The organism is uncultured Acetatifactor sp. (assembly GCF_948601915.1).
GTDB lineage: Bacteria > Bacillota > Clostridia > Lachnospirales > Lachnospiraceae > Acetatifactor.
In genome coordinates this window covers 1-19166 of the sequence record NZ_CAPDXS010000109.1, presented here as the reverse complement: position 1 = coordinate 19166, position 19166 = coordinate 1, and the positions used below count along the sequence as shown (strand labels likewise).

At 57.9% G+C, this 19166-nt stretch carries 19 protein-coding genes; all 19 read left to right on the top strand.

The window, feature by feature from the left end; all coding sequences use genetic code 11:
- Positions 1 to 354 (top strand): ATP-binding cassette domain-containing protein (locus Q2B33_RS17100; RefSeq protein ID WP_300822961.1); only part of this gene is annotated, 354 nt, incomplete at its 5' end.
- Positions 332 to 595, top strand: coding sequence for a hypothetical protein (locus Q2B33_RS17095; protein ID WP_296457747.1), 264 nt, complete (start codon positions 332 to 334; stop codon positions 593 to 595). The genes Q2B33_RS17100 and Q2B33_RS17095, both read left to right, overlap by 23 nt.
- Before the next feature lie 169 nt (positions 596 to 764).
- Positions 765 to 2606 carry an indolepyruvate ferredoxin oxidoreductase subunit alpha gene (gene iorA / locus Q2B33_RS17090; RefSeq protein WP_300573166.1) on the top strand — a complete coding sequence of 614 codons (1842 nt, stop codon included), beginning with the start codon at positions 765 to 767 and terminating at the stop codon, positions 2604 to 2606.
- 153 nt (positions 2607 to 2759) lie between these two features.
- Positions 2760 to 3326, top strand: coding sequence for an indolepyruvate oxidoreductase subunit beta (locus Q2B33_RS17085; protein WP_300573163.1), 567 nt, complete (start codon positions 2760 to 2762; stop codon positions 3324 to 3326).
- A 161-nt stretch (positions 3327 to 3487) separates the two neighbouring features.
- On the top strand, positions 3488 to 3958 hold the full coding sequence (locus Q2B33_RS17080) for a GNAT family N-acetyltransferase (RefSeq protein ID WP_296472717.1): 471 nt from the start codon (positions 3488 to 3490) through the stop codon (positions 3956 to 3958).
- 52 nt (positions 3959 to 4010) lie between these two features.
- Positions 4011 to 5309, top strand: a complete 1299-nt coding sequence (locus Q2B33_RS17075; RefSeq protein ID WP_296472716.1) for a phenylacetate--CoA ligase family protein — start codon at positions 4011 to 4013, stop codon at positions 5307 to 5309.
- 35 nt (positions 5310 to 5344) lie between these two features.
- On the top strand, positions 5345 to 5767 hold the full coding sequence (locus Q2B33_RS17070; protein WP_300573158.1) for an amino acid-binding protein: 423 nt from the start codon (positions 5345 to 5347) through the stop codon (positions 5765 to 5767).
- Between the two features lie 59 nt (positions 5768 to 5826).
- A complete protein-coding gene (locus Q2B33_RS17065) occupies positions 5827 to 6738 on the top strand; it encodes a sugar phosphate isomerase/epimerase (RefSeq protein WP_300573155.1) in 912 nt (303 codons plus the stop codon).
- 75 nt (positions 6739 to 6813) lie between these two features.
- On the top strand, positions 6814 to 7983 hold the full coding sequence (locus Q2B33_RS17060) for a PLP-dependent aspartate aminotransferase family protein (RefSeq protein WP_300573152.1): 1170 nt from the start codon (positions 6814 to 6816) through the stop codon (positions 7981 to 7983).
- A 123-nt stretch (positions 7984 to 8106) separates the two neighbouring features.
- On the top strand, positions 8107 to 8622 hold the full coding sequence (locus tag Q2B33_RS17055) for a DUF177 domain-containing protein (RefSeq protein ID WP_300573149.1): 516 nt from the start codon (positions 8107 to 8109) through the stop codon (positions 8620 to 8622).
- A gap of 2 nt (positions 8623 to 8624) precedes the next feature.
- A complete protein-coding gene (gene rpmF, locus Q2B33_RS17050) occupies positions 8625 to 8804 on the top strand; it encodes a 50S ribosomal protein L32 (RefSeq protein WP_251205627.1) in 180 nt (59 codons plus the stop codon).
- Between the two features lie 344 nt (positions 8805 to 9148).
- A complete protein-coding gene (plsX, locus tag Q2B33_RS17045) occupies positions 9149 to 10159 on the top strand; it encodes a phosphate acyltransferase PlsX (protein ID WP_300573144.1) in 1011 nt (336 codons plus the stop codon).
- 17 nt (positions 10160 to 10176) lie between these two features.
- On the top strand, positions 10177 to 10407 hold the full coding sequence (gene acpP / locus Q2B33_RS17040) for an acyl carrier protein (protein WP_296472710.1): 231 nt from the start codon (positions 10177 to 10179) through the stop codon (positions 10405 to 10407).
- A 100-nt stretch (positions 10408 to 10507) separates the two neighbouring features.
- Positions 10508 to 11221 carry a ribonuclease III gene (rnc, locus tag Q2B33_RS17035; protein ID WP_300573141.1) on the top strand — a complete coding sequence of 238 codons (714 nt, stop codon included), beginning with the start codon at positions 10508 to 10510 and terminating at the stop codon, positions 11219 to 11221.
- Complete coding sequence (gene smc, locus Q2B33_RS17030; RefSeq protein ID WP_300573138.1) at positions 11212 to 14772, top strand: chromosome segregation protein SMC; 3561 nt, start codon at positions 11212 to 11214, stop codon at positions 14770 to 14772. The genes rnc and smc overlap by 10 nt, the downstream gene beginning before the upstream one ends.
- Positions 14773 to 14846: 74 nt before the next feature.
- Positions 14847 to 15788 (top strand): signal recognition particle-docking protein FtsY, encoded by a 942-nt coding sequence (gene ftsY, locus Q2B33_RS17025; RefSeq protein ID WP_300573135.1) that lies wholly within the window; start codon positions 14847 to 14849, stop codon positions 15786 to 15788.
- A 296-nt stretch (positions 15789 to 16084) separates the two neighbouring features.
- Entirely contained in the window at positions 16085 to 17335 is a 1251-nt protein-coding gene (gene ilvA, locus Q2B33_RS17020) for a threonine ammonia-lyase (protein ID WP_300573174.1), read from the top strand.
- Positions 17336 to 17559: 224 nt separating this feature from the next.
- A complete protein-coding gene (locus tag Q2B33_RS17015; protein WP_296457703.1) occupies positions 17560 to 18480 on the top strand; it encodes a YitT family protein in 921 nt (306 codons plus the stop codon).
- Positions 18481 to 18850: 370 nt separating this feature from the next.
- Positions 18851 to 19166, top strand: a 316-nt coding sequence (locus tag Q2B33_RS17010) for a hypothetical protein (protein WP_300783729.1), incomplete at its 3' end; no start/stop codon positions are given.

Sequence of the window (19166 nt, the reverse complement as noted above, 5' to 3'; positions counted from 1 at the left end):
ATTCCTTCCGGCGGGCAGTGGCAAAAACTGGCTTTGGCAAGGATGCTCTACCGGAACGCGCCTTTATACATACTGGATGAGCCGTCTGCCTCACTGGACCCTCAGGCCGAGGATGAGGTGTTCCGGACATTGGCTGGAATGAAGGGGGAGCATGCGATTTTGTTCATTACGCACCGTCTTGCAAGCGTATCGATTGCTGACCGCGTGCTGTATCTGACTCCGGAGGGAGAGCTCCTTCAGGGAACGCATATGGAGTTGATGGAACGCTGCTGTGCGTACAGGGAATTGTATGAAACGCAGGCAAAAAAATATGTTCATGGGAGGGAGCAGGATGTGGGCGATTCGATTGTTTGACGGGAAAGCAAGTATTATTTATTTAAGGGAAGCGCTGCTGGACGGGCGCATCCTGTTGTTCGATAAAGAGGAGGCCGCGCTTCGTTTTATCTCCAATGTGCGGGAAAAGCTGGAATCCGGATTGAAGGTGCGCCTGAGTCCGGTTCGGTATGCCGACGATCCTCGTAAGGACAAGCCGTACAAGGTGCCTGACAGTAATGTGGCAATGCTTACGGAGTATATTCTTGGATTTTTAGATTGAGTTTCAGAGCCACTGTCATGACAGTGGCTTTGTTTGTCATGGCCGTAAATCTAATTGGCGCCCGGCATAAAATTATAGTTGTGTTACAGACAGTATTTAGGTATAATGTTAAAAGCAAAGAAAACAAAGGAATCGGCATGGCAGAAGGAAGAAGGCAGGAGGAGAGAACGTGTCAGAGAAGAAGATACTGCTAGGCAATGAGGCCATAGCGAGAGGAGCCTACGAGGCGGGGGTGAAGGTGTCCGCGGCCTATCCGGGCACGCCCAGCACGGAGATCAGCGAGGCAATCGCGAAATACGAGGAGGTCTACGCGGAGTGGTCCCCCAATGAGAAGGTGGCGGCGGAGGTGGCCATCGGCGCCTCCATCGCCGGAGCCAGGTCCATGTGCTCCATGAAGCATGTGGGGGTGAACGTGGCGGCGGATCCGCTGTTCACGGCTGCCTACGCGGGCGTGGGAGGCGGCATGGTGGTAGTGGCGGCGGACGACCCGGGCATGTACAGCTCCCAGAACGAGCAGGACAGCCGGATGGTGGCCAGGGCGGCCATGATCCCCGTGCTGGAGCCCTCGGACAGCGCCGAGGCGAAAGCTTTCACGAAATGGGCCTTCGACTTGAGCGAAGCCTACGATACGCCTGTGATGGTGCGCTCCACCACCAGGCTTTCTCACTCCCAGGGCATCGTGGAGCTGGAGGAGCGCAGGGAGAAGGAGTGCGTTCCCTATGAGAGGAATACCGCGAAATACGTCATGATGCCGGGCAATGCCATCAAGCGCCATGTAGTGGTGGAGGCGCGGATGAAGAAGCTGGCGGAGGACGCCTGTGCCATGTCCGTGAACCGGGCGGAGTACAGGGACACGGCCGTGGGATTCATCACGAGCGGAATTCCGTATCAGTATGTACGGGAGGCCATGCCAGAGGCAAGCGTGCTGAAACTGGGCCTGGTACATCCCCTGCCCAGGAAGCTGATCGAAGAGTTCGCCTCAAAAGTGGAGAAGCTGTACATATTCGAGGAGCTGGAGCCTGTGATCGAGGAGCAGGTGAAGTCCTGGGGCATTCTGAAAGCCGTGGGCAAGGAGATCTTCACGGTTCAGGGAGAGTACAGCGCAAATATGATCAGACAGCGGGTGCCGGAGTGCGGAAGCCAGTCCGATTCCGGTGCGGCGGGACAGGCGGTGTCTGGGGCGGCGTCCGAAAAGGCGGCATCCGGGGAGACCGCTCCCGAATCGGGGATGTCCGGGCAGCGCTCCATGGCCCCGGCAAGCGTCCCGGCCAGGCCGCCCATCCTCTGCCCGGGCTGTCCCCACAGGAGCGTATACTCCGTGCTGAACCGTTTAAAGATACACGCTGCCGGAGACATCGGCTGCTATACCCTGGGGGCGGTGGCCCCTCTGAGCGTGGTGGACACCACCATCTGCATGGGTTCCAGCATCAGCACCCTCCACGGCATGGAGAAGGCCAGGGGGAAGGAGTACATCCGCGACTGGGTGGCCGTCATCGGGGATTCTACGTTCATGCACACAGGCATCAACTCCCTGATGAACATGGTCTACAACCAGTCCTGCGGCACGGTGGTGATCCTGGACAATTCCACCACCGGCATGACAGGCCATCAGGACCATGCCGCCACGGGGAAGACTCTGAAGGGAGAGGTGGTCCCGGCCATCGACATCTTGAGCCTGTGCCGTTCCCTTGGCATCGAACATGTGTATGAGATCAGCGCCTTCGACCTGGAGGGGCTGGAGGAGGCCTTCCGGCGGGAGACGAAGCGGGACGCGGTATCCGTGATCGTCACCAAAGCGCCCTGCGTGCTGCTCAAAGGGGTCACCTTCCCGAATAAGTGCGTCCCCATTCCGGAGAAGTGCAGGAAATGCGGCGCCTGTCTGCGGCCCGGCTGTCCTGCGCTGACGAAGAATGAGGACGGAACCATATCCATCGACGAGACCATGTGCAACGGCTGCGGGCTGTGCGCGAAGCTGTGCAGGCTCGATGCTATAGAAGTGCGGCCGCGCTGAGGAAAGGCGGGATTCGCGGATCCGGCTCCCGGGCGCAGCGGCGGGAGCAGGCCTGTGCGCTGGCAGGCCCGGGAAATTGTGGCGTGAGGGCACGGGAGGCATGGTTCGGCGCAGGCCGACAGAGCGGGAAAGCAGAATGTGAGGATGATGAAAATGGGTGTAAAAAGCATTATGATAGTAGGCGTTGGCGGGCAGGGGACCTTGCTCACCAGCAGGATTCTGGGGAATCTGGCGATTCACGCCGGATTCGATGTAAAGCTGTCGGAAGTCCACGGCATGGCCCAGAGGGGCGGCAGCGTGGTGACCTTCGTCAGGTATGGGGAGGAAGTGGCGGAGCCCATCGTGGAGGAGGGCTGCGCGGACGTGCTGATCGCCTTCGAGAAGCTGGAGGCCCTGCGCTATCTGCACTTCCTGAAGGAAGACGGTGTAGTAATCGTCAATGACTGGCGCATCGACCCCATCACGGTGGTGACGGGAGCGGCACAGTATCCGGAGGGGATACTGGATACCCTGAAAGCCGCCAGGAAGACCGTGGTGGTGGAGGCCACGAAGCAGGCGGTGGAGATGGGCGCGCCTAAGGCGTTCAATGTAATCGTCCTGGGGGCCGCCGCCAGATATATGGGATTCGAGAAGGAGGACTGGCACCATGTCATCGAGACGACGGTTCCGCCCAGGACCGTAGAGGTGAACCTGAAGGCATTCGAGGCCGGATACCAATGAAGGAGGGCGTTCATCGAACAAGGACAAAGGCGTTCCCTGGAACAGCCCTGGAAATGCCTGAGACAGCCCGAAAATGATTCATTCGGTTTTGCGAAAAAATATATGCGGTCTTACGGGAGGATTGGGAGGGCCGGGCATATACATAGAGGAGGACGACAGACATGTACACAATCCGCAGGATAAACAGTGATGAAGTGGAAGAGGCCCTGGCTCTGGCGCTGGAGGTCTTTATGGAGTTCGAAGCCCCGGACTATAAGCCGGAAGGGGTCGAGACTTTTCGGAGCCTGGTCCAGAGCGAGGCGTTCATAGCCAAGCGGAAAACAGGCGTCTCCCCTGTATATGCGGCCTTTGACAAAGATAAGATGATTGGCATCATGGGCATGCGCCCCAACAGGACGCATATCAACCTGGCTTTTGTCAGAAAGGAATACCACAGACAGGGAGTGGGCACCGCGCTGTTCCGATATCTGCTTGAGGATATCGCAAAGGACAGTCCCGCGCCCCGGGAGATTACGGTGAACTCCTCGCCCTACGGCAGGCCCTTTTATCGCCATATCGGATTCGAGGCGCTGTCGGAGGAGCAGGAGAGCGACGGAATCAGGTTCACGCCCATGAAATACACGATTGCGTAAGGAAATACCAAAATAATGGCCTGCCGGGAGCGGGCATGGAGGTGCGTATCATATGATTTGGAATGAGACAAAAGAGTGCATGAGCAGGGACGAGATGCAGGCCCTGCAGGGAGCGCGGCTGGTGAAGCTGGTGGACAGGGTCTACCATAACGTGGAGTACTACCGCAAGAAGATGCAGGCCATCGGCCTGGAGCCGGGGGACATCCGTGGGCTGGAGGATCTGACCAGGCTTCCCTTCACCACCAAGGACGATTTGCGGGACACCTATCCCTTCGGGATGTTCGCCGTGCCGAACTCCCAGATCGTGCGCATCCATGCCTCCAGCGGCACCACGGGAAAGGCCACAGTGGTGGGCTATACCAGAAGGGACATCGATGTGTGGAGCGAGTGCGTGGCCCGCTGCATCACCATGGCCGGCCTGGGCAGAGAGGACATCATCCAGGTGGCCTACGGCTACGGCCTGTTCACCGGAGGGCTGGGCGGCCATTACGGCGCGGAGAAGATGGGCGCTACGGTAGTGCCCATGTCCACAGGCAACACGAAGAAGCTGATTACCATGATGATCGACTTCGGCGTTACCGGGCTTCTGTGTACGCCCTCCTATCTGATGCATATCGCGGAGACCATCGAGGAGATGGGCGTCCGGGACAAGATCAAGCTGAAGGCATCCCTGAACGGGGCGGAGCCCTGGACGGAGAAGATGCGGGACAAGATTGAGGAAAAGCTGGGCATCCATGCCCATGACATCTATGGCCTCAGCGAAATCATGGGGCCGGGGGTGGCCACGGACTGCCGGTTCCACACAGGATTACATATCCACGAGGACCATTTCCTGCCGGAGATCGTGGACAGGGAGACATTCCGGCCTGTGGCGGACGGCGTCACCGGAGAGCTGGTGATCTCCACCCTGACCAAGGAGGGAATCCCTCTGATCCGCTACCGCACCAAGGATCTGACCAGCATGGACCGCAGCCCTTGTGAGTGCGGCAGGACCACGGCCAGGATCGCCAGGTTCACGGGCAGAAGCGACGACATGCTGATCATCCGCGGCGTGAACGTGTTCCCGTCCCAGATCGAGGCGGCGCTTCTGGAGATGGGCGGCACAACGGCCCATTACCTGATGATCGTGGACAGGGTGAACAATCTGGATACCCTGGAGGTACAGGTAGAGGTGGAGGAGCATTTCTTCTCGGATGAGATCAGGGCCCTGGAGAACCTGGCCAGGAAGATCGAGCATGTGATCCAGCAGGCCATCGGCCTGGCGGTGAAGGTGAAGCTGGTGGAGCCCAAGTCTCTGGAGCGCAGCATGGGCAAATCCGTGCATGTAATCGACAGGCGGAAGATGGATTGACGTTGTGACGGATCGTGAGAAAGTGAGGGAAGGATATGTTTGTAAAACAGTTATCGGTCTTTATGGAGAACCGTGAGGGCAGGCTGGAGAAGGCCACGGAGATACTGAAGGAGCATGGCATCAACATCTGTGCGCTGAGCATGGCGGATACCATGGAGTACGGCATGCTGCGCATGGTTGTGTCGAATCCGGAGCTGGCGAAATCCGCGCTTCGGGAGAGCGGCTTTTCCGCCATGCTGACGGATGTGCTGGCGGTGCGGCTGGAGGACCAGGTGGGCGAGCTCCACAGCCTGACCCTCATCCTGTGCGCAAAGGGGCTGAATATCGAATATATGTACTCCCTGGTATCGGGAGAGCGCAAGGCAATCATCGTAAAAGCGTCAGACACGGCGGCTGCCGCTGCGGCTGTCCTGGAAGGGGGACTTAAGCTGTACGGGAACGAGGAACTCTGCGGATAGGGCAAGTGGACTGGATTTACGATAAACATATAAAAAATGAAACCAAAGGAGGTACTGCTATGAAACTTGGTATGAGCTGTTACTGTCTGGATCCCGCTATGGCCAACGGCCAGATGTCCGTTGACGATGTGGTGGACTACGCCGTGGCCCACGGGTGCGAGCATATCGAATTCGTGCCGTTCAGACTGGCCTTCGTGACGCCGGAGAGGACGCTGGACTGGGAGCTGATTGACCATGTGCGGGAGAAATGCAAATCCGCCGGAATCGAAATCTCCACCTATTCGGTGAACGCCGACCTTCTGAAGACCGACCCGGAGGAAGAGGAAAGGGAGATCGAGCGGGTGAAGCGCCACATCGATGCAGCTCAGGGGCTGGGGCTCTCCCGGATGCGCTTTGACGTGGCATCCTTCCGCAGGCCCTTCTCCACCAACACCATCTATGATTTCAACCGGGAATTCCCCCAGATGGTGAAGAACGGCACGATCCTCTGCGACTATGCCGCCGAAAAGGGCATCACCATCGTCATGGAGAACCACGGCTTCTTCATCAACGGCTCCGAGCGTATCCTGCGGCTGATCGAGGCGATCGACCGCCCGAACCTGAAGATGACGGTGGACGTGGGCAATTTCCTCTGCGTGGACGAGGATCCCGTGGCGGCCGTGAAGCGCTGCCTGCCCATGGCGGAGATGATCCATCTGAAGGATTTCTACATCCGCAAGAAGGAACAGCTCCCCGACCAGACGGAGATGTTCAACTGCAACAAGGGAAGCTGGTTCGAGACCATGGGCGGGAAGATGATCCGCGGCTCCATTTTAGGTCAGGGGGACATGGACATCTGGGAAATCCTTAAGACTATCAAGCACTCGGACTTCAACGGCTACATATCCCTGGAATTCGAGGGCATGGAGCCCTGCGAGCAGGGCACGGAAATCGGCCTTGCCATGGCCAGGGCAATCCTTGACAAGGTGTGAGGATATTGGTAAACAGATGTGACAATTGTCAAGCTGCGCAGTGACAGAGAAAACCATGGCGAGAAGGAGAAAGCGATGAGAGAGGATCGATTGGCACTGACACATGTAGGAGAGCACCAGAGCGACTACTTGAACGCGGTGACTCCGCCCGTATTCCTGAATTCCCTCCATATATTTGAGGACATGGACGGCTACCTGAACAACGGGAAGACAGGCGCTTATGTCTATGGAAGGGTGGCGAACCCCACGGTACATATCCTGGAGGAGAAGGTGGCCGCCTTGGAGCAGGGGTGCACGGCCGTGGCCTTTGCCAGCGGCATGGCGGCCACCTCCGCGGCTATCCTGGCCGTCTGTAAGGCCGGGAGCCATATCATCTGCATGCGGGATGTGTACGGCCCGGTGAAGGGGATCCTGAACGGCTATTTTATCCCGAAGATGAACATGACCGTCTCCTACTGGGACGGCAGGGATCTGGGGGAGCTGGAGGGACTGATCCGTGACGAGACGGACATGATCCTCCTGGAGAGCCCGGCCACCTTCGTCTTCTGCGCGGTGGACATCCGGGGCGTGGCGAAGATCGCGAAGGAGCATGGCATCAGGACCTATATCGACAATACGTACTGCACGCCGATCTACCAGAAGCCCCTGACCATGGGGATAGACATCGTGATGCATACCATGTCCAAATACATCGGCGGACACAGCGACATCATCGGCGGGATACTGGCCGTGAAGGACGAGGAGCTGGGAAACGTGCTCAAGGGCAATATCAGGGCCTGGTTCGGCGGCATCATCGGCCCCATGGAGGCCTGGCTGGCTATCCGCGGCCTGCGCACCCTGAACCTGCGGGTGGAGAGGCACCAGCAGACGGCCATGGCGGTGGCGGAGTTCCTGGAGAGCCATCCGAAGGTGACGCGGGTATTCTACTCCGGCCTTGCGTCCCACCCCCAGGCGGAGCTGATCGGGACCCAGCAGACAGGCCACACGGGACTGCTGAGCTTCATCGTGAAGGGCACGGCGGAGCAGGCCAAGAATCTGGTGGACTCCCTGAAGGTCTTTGAAATCGGTTGCTCCTGGGGAGGCTTCGAGAGCCTGGCCCTGTGCCCGCTGTACGCTGCCTCCGGGGAGGAGCTGGACTTCCTGGGACTGGGGGAGGAAGGCAGGAGCATGATCCGCATCCACTGCGGCCTGGAAGGGGCGGATGTGCTGATAGAGGATCTGAAGCAGGCATTTGAGCGGATATAGAGATTTTGTTTATTTTATTTTTGGCTTTTTCTGGATGCTTTTCTTCATTTTCATATTGACAAACATAGCGCCTTTATGTATAATGAACCAGTGTGTGGAAAGAAAATCTGCATGGGAGTCGTTATGTTAGTGAATTTATCTGATGTGTTGACATCTGAAGGCATGGAGCTGGCCAGGGAAGTCCCTCTGGAGCTGATATGCTACGAGAACGGGACGGAGAGCTTTGACATCGTTTCAAAATCTCCCGTGTCCCTTACCGTTTCCAACGCGGGAGCGGACAAGGCAGTGCTGAGGGGAAAACTGGAGCTGAGCCTTCGCGGGGCCTGTAGCAGATGTCTGGCAGAGGTGCCGGTGGCTTTGAAGCTGGCATTTGAGCGGACAATCCTCTCTCCTGAGGTACAGGGGGAGGAGGCGGATGATTTTGCCTTTATGGACGGCTTCTCGTTGGATGTGGACGCTCTTGTGCACGATGAGATTTTGATTAACTGGCCTGCGAAGATTCTGTGCAAGGACGACTGTAAGGGCTTATGCCCTGTGTGCGGACAGAATCTGAATGAAAGGGACTGCGGATGCGATACCTTCGTCCCGGATCCGCGCATGGCAGTGATACAAGATATCTTCAAGAATAAGGAGGTGTAACGATGTCGATTTGTCCTAAGAATAAATCTTCCAAGAGCAGAAGGGATAAGAGAAGAGCAAACTGGAAAATGAAAGCTGCGACTCTGGTAAAGTGCAGCAGATGCGGCGCGCTTATGGTGCCCCACAGGGTTTGCAAGGCTTGCGGTTCTTATAACAAGAAGCAGGTCGTCAATGTGGACTGAGAAGTCTTTCCGGTATTTTGCACGGGCATGTAAGGGTATTCTGCGGAATACCCTTTTTATGTATGCCTGCGGAAGAAATTCCTGTCAAAAAAGCCTTGATTTTTAGATAAGATTACATTATCATAAAAAGGGTACGCGGATGTAAAAAATTTCGGAATGCAGTAGGGTAATGAAAAGGTGCATTCATAATGAAGAAGAGCATTCATTGAAGAAGAGCATTCATTGAAGAAGAGCATTCATTGAAGAAGAGCATTCGATTGAAGAAGAGCATTCGATTGAAGAAGAGCATTCGATTGAAGAAGAGCATTCATTGAAGAAGAGCATTCATACGGAGAGGGAATCCAATGGCGGAAATGGTAAATGTAGCGGTAGACGCTATGGGGGGCGACAATGCGCCTTATGAGACTGTGAAGGGCGCTGTAGAGGCCATAAATGCCGACAGGCGGGTGAAGGTGTTCCTGGCGGGGCGGGAGCCCGTGCTGAAGGAAGAGCTGAAGAAATATACCTATAACGCGGAGCAGCTGGAAATCGTCCATGCGGAGGAGGTCATAGAGACCGGGGAGCCTCCCGTGATGGCTATCCGCAAGAAGAAGGATTCCTCCATCGTAAGGTGCATGTACCTGGTGAAGGAAGGGAAATGCGACGCGCTGGTCTCTGCGGGGAGCACCGGAGCCGTCCTGGTGGGCGGACAGGTCATCGTGGGCCGCATCAAGGGTGTGGAGCGTCCGCCCCTTGCCCCCATCATCCCTCATATCAATGGCGTCAGCCTCCTGCTGGACTGCGGGGCGAATGTGGACGCCAGGCCCTCCCAGCTGCTGCAGTTCGCCAAGATGGGCAGCATCTACATGGAGAGCGTCATCGGCGTGAAGAATCCCCGGGTGGGCCTGGTGAACATCGGCACCGAGGAGGAGAAGGGCAATGCCCTCACCAGGGAGACCTATCCCCTGCTGAAGAGCTGTCCGGAGATTAACTTCATCGGCAACGTGGAGGCCAGGGACATCCCGGAGGGCGGCGCGGACGTGCTGGTGTGCGAGGCCTTTGCGGGCAATGTGGTGCTGAAGATGCTGGAGGGCGTCAGCGGGGCTCTGATCGCGAAGATCAAAGCCGGCATGATGATGAACCTGCGCAGCAAGATCGGGGCCCTGCTGGTGAAGCCGGCCCTGAAGCAGACCCTGAAGGACTTCAATACGGAGGCCTACGGCGGCGCGCCGCTGCTGGGCCTGAACGGCCTGGTGGTGAAGACCCACGGCAACAGCAAAGCTGTGGAAATCAAGAATTCTATCCTGCAATGCATTGCATTCAAGGAACAGAAAATAAATCAGAAAATCAAGGAACAGATGGTCCTTGAGGACTAAGGAAAGGAGGAAACCCAATGGAATTCGAGAAGCTGAAAAAGGTGATCGCGGATGTGCTGAACGTGGATCCCGATGAGATCGGCATGGACTCCACCTTTGTGGACGACCTGGGCGCCGATTCCCTGGATGTGTTCCAGATCGTCATGGGCATCGAGGAGGAATTCGACATCGAGATTCCCGCGGAGGAGGCAGAGAAGATTCATACCGTAAGGGAAGCAGTGGATTTGATCAAAGGCATGCAGGGCTGAAGCAGGCCCTGCTATATGGACTTTACAAGAGCAGTCCGTTACGTGGCTGCTCATTTGCTTGTATGTTCCGGATTTTTTTGCCCGGAAAAGAGGATGAGACATGTTGGAAGATTACACAAAAGGATATACCATGGATGTGCTGGAGGAGCGCATCGGATACCAGTTCAGGGACAGAAGCCTGCTGCGGCAGGCCATGACACACAGCTCCTTCACCAATGAGCAGAAGATTCGCAGGGCCCAGAACTATGAGCGGCTGGAGTTCCTGGGGGACGCAGTGCTGGAGCTGGTCACAAGCGAATTCCTGTTCCGGGAGAACCCGAGGATGAGCGAAGGAGAATTGACGAAAAAACGTGCATCTATGGTCTGCGAGCCATCCCTCGCCTTCTGCGCCAGGGATTTGGAGCTGGGCAGGTTCATGCTGCTGGGGAAGGGGGAGGAGATTACCGGCGGGAGAGGCCGCGACAGCATAGTCTCCGACGCCATGGAGGCCGTGATCGGGGCCATCTTCCTGGACGGGGGGATGGAGCGGGCAAAAGAATTCATCGACCGCTTCGTGCTCTCTGACCTGGAGGACAAGCAGCTCTTCTACGACAGCAAGAGCAATCTCCAGGAGGCGATCCAGGGGAAGCTGAAGCGGGAGTTCAACTATGAGCTGCTGGAGGAGAGCGGGCCGGAGCACGACAAGCTGTTCCGTGTGTCGGTGAACATGGATGGCAAGAGCCTGGGCACAGGGGAAGGAAAGACGAAAAAGGCGGCGGAGCAGCAGGCCGCGTACAGGGCTTTATTGCTTTTGAGGGATAGAGGATGTATTTAAAGAACATAGAGGTGCAGGGCTTTAAGTCCTTTGCGAACAAAATCAATTTCCAGTTCCACAACGGAATCACGGGAATCGTAGGGCCCAACGGCAGCGGGAAGAGCAATGTGGCCGACGCGGTGCGCTGGGTCCTGGGAGAGCAGCGGGTGAAGCAGTTGCGCGGCGCCAGCATGCAGGATGTCATTTTCTCGGGCACAGAGAACAGGAAGCCGTTAAGCTACGCCTATGTGGCCATCACGCTGGACAATACGGACCATCAGCTGGCCACCAGCTTCGACGAGGTGACGGTGGCCAGGCGCATCTACCGTTCCGGAGAAAGTGAATATCTGATCAACGGCAGCTCCTGCAGATTGAAGGACGTGAACGAGCTGTTCTACGACACAGGCATCGGCAAGGAAGGCTACTCCATCATCGGCCAGGGCCAGATCGACAAAATCCTGAGCGGCAAGCCGGAGGAGCGCAGGGAGCTCTTCGACGAGGCCGCCGGAATCGTGAAGTTCAAGCGCAGAAAGGCCGCGGCCCAGACCAAGCTGGAGAACGAGAAGCAGAACCTGGTCCGCGTCAACGACATCCTGTCGGAGCTGGAGAAGCAATTGGGCCCCCTGGAGCGCCAGTCCGAGACGGCCAGGCAGTACCTGCGAAAGAGGGAAGAGCTGAAGCGCTTCGACGTGAACGTGTTCCTGCTGGAGAACGCCCGCCTGCGGGAGCAGCTCGGGGACGTGGAGGAGAAGCGTTCCCTGGCCGCCAAGGACCTGGCCGAGACCAGCCAAGCTTACGACGGCATCCGGGAGGAATACGAGCGGGTCGCGGAAGTCCTGGAGAAGCTGGAACAGTCCATCGAGGAAGCCCGCAGCACCGTGACAGATGCAGGCCTTACCAGAGGGAAGCTGGAGGGCGAGATGAACGTGCTGAAGGAGCAGATTAACTCCGCCAGGGGCAGCGAAGCCCATCTGAACAACAGGCGAAACGCCCTGGAAGAGGATATCGCCGCAAGGGTGCAGGACAGGGAGGCTCTGCTCTCCGAAAAGGGGGACACGGACGCAAAGGTGCAGGAGATTACTGCCCTGGCCGATGCCGCCAAGGCGAAGCTGGAGGAAATCCAGACCAGGATAGGTGAGCTGAACAGCGGCATCGAGGCCGGAAAGAATACCATCATCGGGGAGCTGAACCAGCGCGCCACGATCAAGACCAAATTAGGGCGCTTCGACACCATGATGGAGCAGGTGAAGATTCGGAAAGCGGAGCTGCAGTCCCGGCTCCTGCGGGTGAAGTCCGACGAGGCAGCCAGGGAGGAGACGCTCAAGGGCCTGGAGGCGGAATTCGCCGCCGTCACGGATCAGATGCGCATATTGAACGAGCGGGAAGCGGCCATGGAGCAGGAGCTTTCCGGCTTCCGCCAGGCCTTGACCCAAAAGGACGCCGCCCTGCAGGAGGCCAAGAGCGCTTACCACATGGAGAAGTCCAGGCTGGAGGCCCTGTCCAACCTGGCGGAGCGCTACGAGGGCTACGGCGGCAGCGTCAAGAAGGTCATGGAGCAGAAGGAGCGGAATGAGGGCATCGTAGGCGTGGTGGCGGACATCATCCATGTGGAGAAGAAGTACGAGGTGGCCATTGAGACCGCACTGGGGGGCAGCATCCAGAACATCGTCACAAAGGACGAGGACACTGCCAAGCGGATGATTTCCTTCCTGAAGACCAACAGGCTGGGCCGGGCCACATTCCTGCCCCTGACCAGCATCCGGAATTACCAGAGATTCCGGAATACGGAGGCCCTGTCCGAACCGGGCGTCATCGGCACGGCGGACACTTTGGTACGCATAGACGATAAATACCGGGATGTGGCAGGCTCTCTGCTTGGCCGCATCCTGGTGATGGACAATGTGGACAACGCCCTGAAACTGAACAGGAAGTATAGCCAGAGCATGCGCATCGTGACCCTGGAGGGGGAGCTGCTGGTGCCCGGCGGCGCCATCAGCGGCGGCGCCTACAAGAACAGCAGCAACCTCCTGGGAAGGCGCAGGGAGATAGAGGAGCTGGAGAAGCGGGTAAAGGAGCTGGCCCGCTCGGTCAGTGAGATAGACAAGGACATCGAGGACACGAAGGCCAGGCGCACCAGGATGCGCGTGGACCTGGAGGCCATCAAGGGCGACATCCAGCGCAAATCCATCGAGCAGAATACGGCCAGGCTGAACATCGCCCAGGCCAGGGAGCGCATGGAGGAGGAAGTGGAGAGCGCCGCCAGCCTGCAGCAGGAGGAGCAGGAGATTCAGGAGAAGACCCGGGAAATCAGGACGGACAAGGAGTCCGTGCAGCAGGAACTCGTTGCCAGCGAGGCCCTGGAAGCCCGGGCACAGGAAGAAATCGCCCGGTTCCAGCAGGAGCTGGAGGAGAGGCGCAGGGCGGAGACGGAAGCCGCAGCCGCCGTCTCGGAGTGGGATCTGAAAGTGGAGAAGCTGCGCCAGTCCCTGGGATTCCAGCAGAGCAACGCGGACCGTATCGACGGGGAGATCCAGAGGGCCCGGGCAGAGCTGGAGGAGGTCCTGGAGGCCCTGCGGGAGAACGGCCAGGCTGTGGAGAGCAAGCAGCGCACCATAGAAGAGATTCAGAAGACGATTACGGCTTCCTATGACGCCCAGAACGAATCCGAGGCCAGGCTGAAGGAAGACATGGCCCAGAGGGAGGAGCTGTCGGCCAGGCAGAAGAGCTTCTTCGCCAGGCGGGAGGAGCTGGCCCAGCGCCAGTCCGCCCTGGACAAGGAGGTCTACCGCCTGAATGCCCAGAAGGAGCGCATGGAGGAATCCATGGAGTCCCAGATCAACTACATGTGGGACGAATATGAGATCACTCTGAGCGATGCCGCTTCCCTGCGGGACGGGGAGCTGACGGACCTTGCGGCCATGAAGAAGGAGATCGCCTCCCTGCGGGATCAGATCAGGAAGCTGGGGGACGTGAACGTGAACGCCATCGAGGACTACAAGAACCTGCTGGAGCGCTATACCTTCATGTCCACCCAGCGGGACGACCTGGTGGAGGCGGAGAAGACCCTGGAGAACATCATCCAGGAGCTGGACGCCGCCATGCGCAAGCAGTTCGCGGAAAAGTTCGCGGAGATCGGCAGGGAGTTCGACAAGGTGTTCAAGGAACTGTTCGGCGGCGGCCGGGGCACATTGGAGCTGATAGAGAACGAGGATATCCTGGAGGCAGGCATCCGCATCATCGCCCAGCCTCCCGGGAAGAAGCTGCAGAACATGATGCAGCTCTCCGGCGGCGAGAAGGCTCTGACGGCCATTTCCCTGCTGTTCGCCATCCAGAACCTGAAGCCGTCGCCCTTCTGTCTGCTGGACGAGATTGAGGCGGCGCTGGACGACTCCAATGTAGGCAGATTCGCGAAGTACCTGCACAAACTGACCAAGAACACACAGTTCATCGTAATCACCCACAGAAGAGGCACCATGGAGCAGGTGGACAGGCTCTACGGCATCACCATGCAGGAGAAGGGCGTGTCCACGTTGGTCAGCGTGAACCTGATTGATAAGGAACTGACTGCGTGACTATTGCAGTCAGTTCTTAAATATGGTAATATTATTATATGGACAATAGAGTGCGGGAAGGAGTGGGATGAGGCATGGCAGAGGGAAAAAAGGGCTTTTTTGCCAGATTGAAGGAGGGCCTGACGAAGACCAGGAACAATATCGTCCGGGGAATCGATTCCGTGTTCAGCGGCTTTTCCGCAATCGACGATGATTTCTATGAGGAGCTGGAGGAGATCCTCATCATGGGGGACATCGGCGTCAACGCCACCACGGAGATCATCAGCCGCCTGAAGGCCCAGATAAAGGAGCGGCATATCAAGGAGCCACATGAGTGCAAGCAGCTCCTGATAGAGGGCATCAAGGAGCAGATGTGGGTGGACGACACCGCCTATGAGTTCGAGAAGCGTCAGTCCGTCATCATGGTGATTGGGGTCAACGGTGTGGGCAAGACCACCTCCGTAGGGAAGCTGGCGGGCAAATTCAAGGAGGACGGCAGGAAAGTGCTGATTGCCGCCGCCGATACCTTTCGGGCCGCCGCGGGAGACCAGCTGGCGGAGTGGGCCAGGCGCGCGGAGGTGCCCATGGTGGGCGGAAACGAGGGCGCTGATCCGGCCAGTGTGGTGTTCGATGCCGTGAACGCCGCCAAGGCCAGGGGAGTGGACGTGCTGCTGATTGACACGGCGGGACGGCTCCACAATAAGAAGAACCTGATGGAGGAGCTGCGGAAGATGAACCGCATCGTGGACAGGGAGTTCCCGGATGCCCACAGGGAGAATCTGATCGTGCTGGACGGCACCACGGGGCAGAACGCGCTGGTGCAGGCCAGGGAGTTCGGCGAGGTGGCGGATCTGACGGGCATCATCCTCACCAAGATGGACGGTACGGCAAAGGGGGGCATCGCGGTGGCCATCCAGTCGGAGCTGCGGGTGCCTGTGAAATATATCGGCGTGGGCGAGACCATCGACGACCTGCAGAAGTTCGACTCGGACGAGTTCGTGAACGCCCTCTTCGATGTAAAGACCGAGGGCGAATAGCCGAAGGGAGAATAGCGGTTTCCGGGCGGACGGCATCTTGGTGAAAGCGAGGAATGCAGGAAAGCCGGGAACATAGATGGCATAGATTGGAACAGGAAGAGAGGCATCGAGGAGCGGTGCCAGGGGCCGGAGGGAAGGAGGAGCATCGGAAGATGGAGGAACAGCAGCGTTCTATGGAAGAGGAGCAATCCATGGAAGAAGAGAATTCCACGGAAGAGGAGCAATCTACAGAAGTAGAGCAATCTATGAATGAAAGCCATACCGGAGAAAATAAAAAAGCAGAGGGGGAGACAAGAATGGGTATTGAACTGGAAAACGAGCAGTCCCTGGAAGAAGGACTGTCCCTGGAGAAGTTCGAGGAGGCATCGGAAATCGTAAAGCAGGTGACTTTGGAGACGAAGCTGGTGTTCAGCGAGTACCTGAGCACCCAGACGGGCAACAAGGTCTACTTAAAGCCCGAGAATATGCAGCTTACAGGCGCATATAAGCTCAGGGGCGCATATTATAAGATCAGCACCCTTACGGACGAGGAGCGGGCCAAGGGGCTGATCACCGCCTCCGCGGGGAACCATGCCCAGGGCGTGGCCTATGCGGCGAAAGCCTACGGCACCAAGGCCGTCATCGTCATGCCCACCACCACGCCTCTGATGAAGGTCAACCGCACCAAGGGCTACGGCGCGGAGGTGGTGCTGTATGGGGACGTGTACGACGAGGCCTGCGCCAAGGCCTATGAGCTGGCGGACGAGAACGGATACACCTTCATCCATCCCTTCGACGACCTGATGGTGGCCACCGGACAGGGAACCATCGCCATGGAGATCGTCAAGGAGCTGCCACTTGTGGACTATATCCTGGTGCCCATCGGCGGCGGCGGCCTGGCCACAGGCGTGGCTACTTTGGCAAAACTTCTAAATCCCAAGATAAAAGTGATTGGAGTGGAGCCTGCGGGGGCAAACTGTATGCAGAGATCCCTGGAGGAGGGGCATGTGGTGACCCTGCCCAAGGTCAGCACCATCGCGGACGGCACCGCGGTGAAGACGCCCGGAAGCAAGCTCCTGCCCTATATCCAGAAGAACCTGGACGGCATCATCACGGTGGAAGACCACGAACTGGTAGTCTCCTTCCTGGACATGGTGGAGAACCACAAGACAGTGGTAGAGAACTCCGGACTGCTCACCGTGGCCGCCCTGAAGCACCTGGACGTAAAGGGCAAGAAGGTGGTAGCCATCTTAAGCGGCGGGAACATGGACGTGACCACCATGTCCTCCGTGGTCCAGCAGGGCCTGATCATGCGCGACAGGGTATTCACGGTATCCATGCTGCTGCCGGATAAGCCGGGCGAGCTGTACAAGGTGTCAGGCATCATCGCCAAGGCCAACGGCAACGTGGTGGAGCTGGAGCACAACCAGTTCGTCACCACCAACAGAAACGCCGCCGTGGAGCTGCGCATCACCATGGAGGCATTCGGCACCGAGCATAAGGAACAGATTATGAAGTCCCTGGAGGAAGGGGGCTATAAGCCCAGACTGGTGAACGTGGGCAGCTGATTCGCGGTCAATGGACAGGACGGCTGTGGGCCGCCGGACTGACACTTGTACAGTAAACCCCTATGCAAAAAGCATATAGGCTTGGCCGCTCCGCCTTGCAAAAGGCCGGGGGTTGCTGTGGATGGTAAGGCTCTTTTATGAGACTTTTGAATGGAATGCCCGGAGGGAGCGGGCTGCCTGAAGAGGGCGGCCCGCTCCTGCGGGTTTTGGGAGGCAGTGTGAGGATGAAGGAGAACAAGGGGCAGGTCAGTAAAGAACAGGAGAGGGAGATCCGGGATGAGGAGAAGAAGACGTTCCGGCGCAGGCTGACGGATTATCTGGTGATCACTGTGGCGTCAGTGATCTACGCCGTGGCGGTGAGCTTCTTCCTGGATCCCAACTCCCTGGCGCCCGGCGGAGTGACCGGTATCGCGATTATATTCAACCGGATTACCGGACTGGAGACCGGTACGTGGATGTTCATGATCAACATACCGATCCTGGCGCTGGGAATGTGGAAATTCGGCTGGAAGTTCATCCTTTCCACCCTCTACTGCACCGCGGCCACCTCCTTCTTCACCAACCGGCTGGCATCCGTGGGGGCAGTGACGGCAGACCCGCTGCTGGCCGCCGTGGTGGGAGGCTCCCTGATGGCGGTGTCTTTGGGGCTGGTGTTCAAGGCGGGGGCCACCACCGGAGGCACGGACATCATCGTCAAGCTCCTGCGGCTGCGCTTCCCCCACCTGAAGACAGGCTCCCTCTTCCTGCTGACGGACGCCATCATCGTGACGGCTTCGGCTTTCGTGTTCCAGGATCTGGATACGGCGCTGTACGCAGGGCTCGTGGTCTTCATCAATTCCGTGCTGCTGGATATCGTGCTGTATGGGCGGGACGGGGCCAAGATGTTCTTCATCATCAGCGACAGCCCTGAAAGGATCGTCAGCCGCCTGCTGGAGGAGCTGGACATCAGCGCCACCTACATCTCCGGCAGCGGCGCTTACACGGGCACGGACAAGAAGGTGGTTCTGTGCGTGGTGAAAAAGCCCCTTTCCCCGAAGCTGGAGGAGATTGTCAGGCAGGAGGATCCCAGCGCCTTTACGATCATCACCAGCGCTTCGGAGATCTACGGGGAGGGGTATAAGAGCATTTTCAGCCAGAAACTGTGACAGCTTATGATTTCGAAGCTTCCGGTTTCCAGGCTTGCTGTGGAGGGCGATCCGTAGGAACGAACCGACAGGGAACTTCTGTTCTGCTTTGATTTCCAGGGCAGTCCGGGGTTCCTTTTTTGATGTCCAAAGAAAGCTCTTCGCCCCGGGAAATACGGGTTTTTGCGGCAGGCGGGAACGATTTTGGACAAATCGGTAAAATTGGCCCCTGTTATTTTTGGATAGATTGTGTTATTTTTGGATTAACACGGAGAGTGGACGGTGACGATTTGTAAAAAGATTTGTCAAATGGCTGACAGAAGGCAGGGCATGGCCCTGGGGGGAAGGGCATGGCCCTGGGGGGAAGGGCCAGGCAGAAAGGAAGATGCAGATGGATCAGGTAAGAAAAGGAGATAGTAGGCTGGAATCGAGATTTGAGGAACCGCCCCGGGGATATGGCGTGGTGCCATTCTACTGGTGGATGGGAGATAAGCTGACCAAGGAGAGGATTGGCTGGCATCTGGAAAGGATGCGGGGGCATTCCATCAGCGGGCTGCAGGTGAACTATGCCCATGGCTTCACCGGGGGGAATTCCTATGGGCTGACCCTGGAAAGCAATCCGGCATTGTTCACGGATGAATGGTGGGAGCTGTTTGAATCCCAGGAGGGTACATTCCCCGATGCTTGCATCGCAACAAACTTTTCCC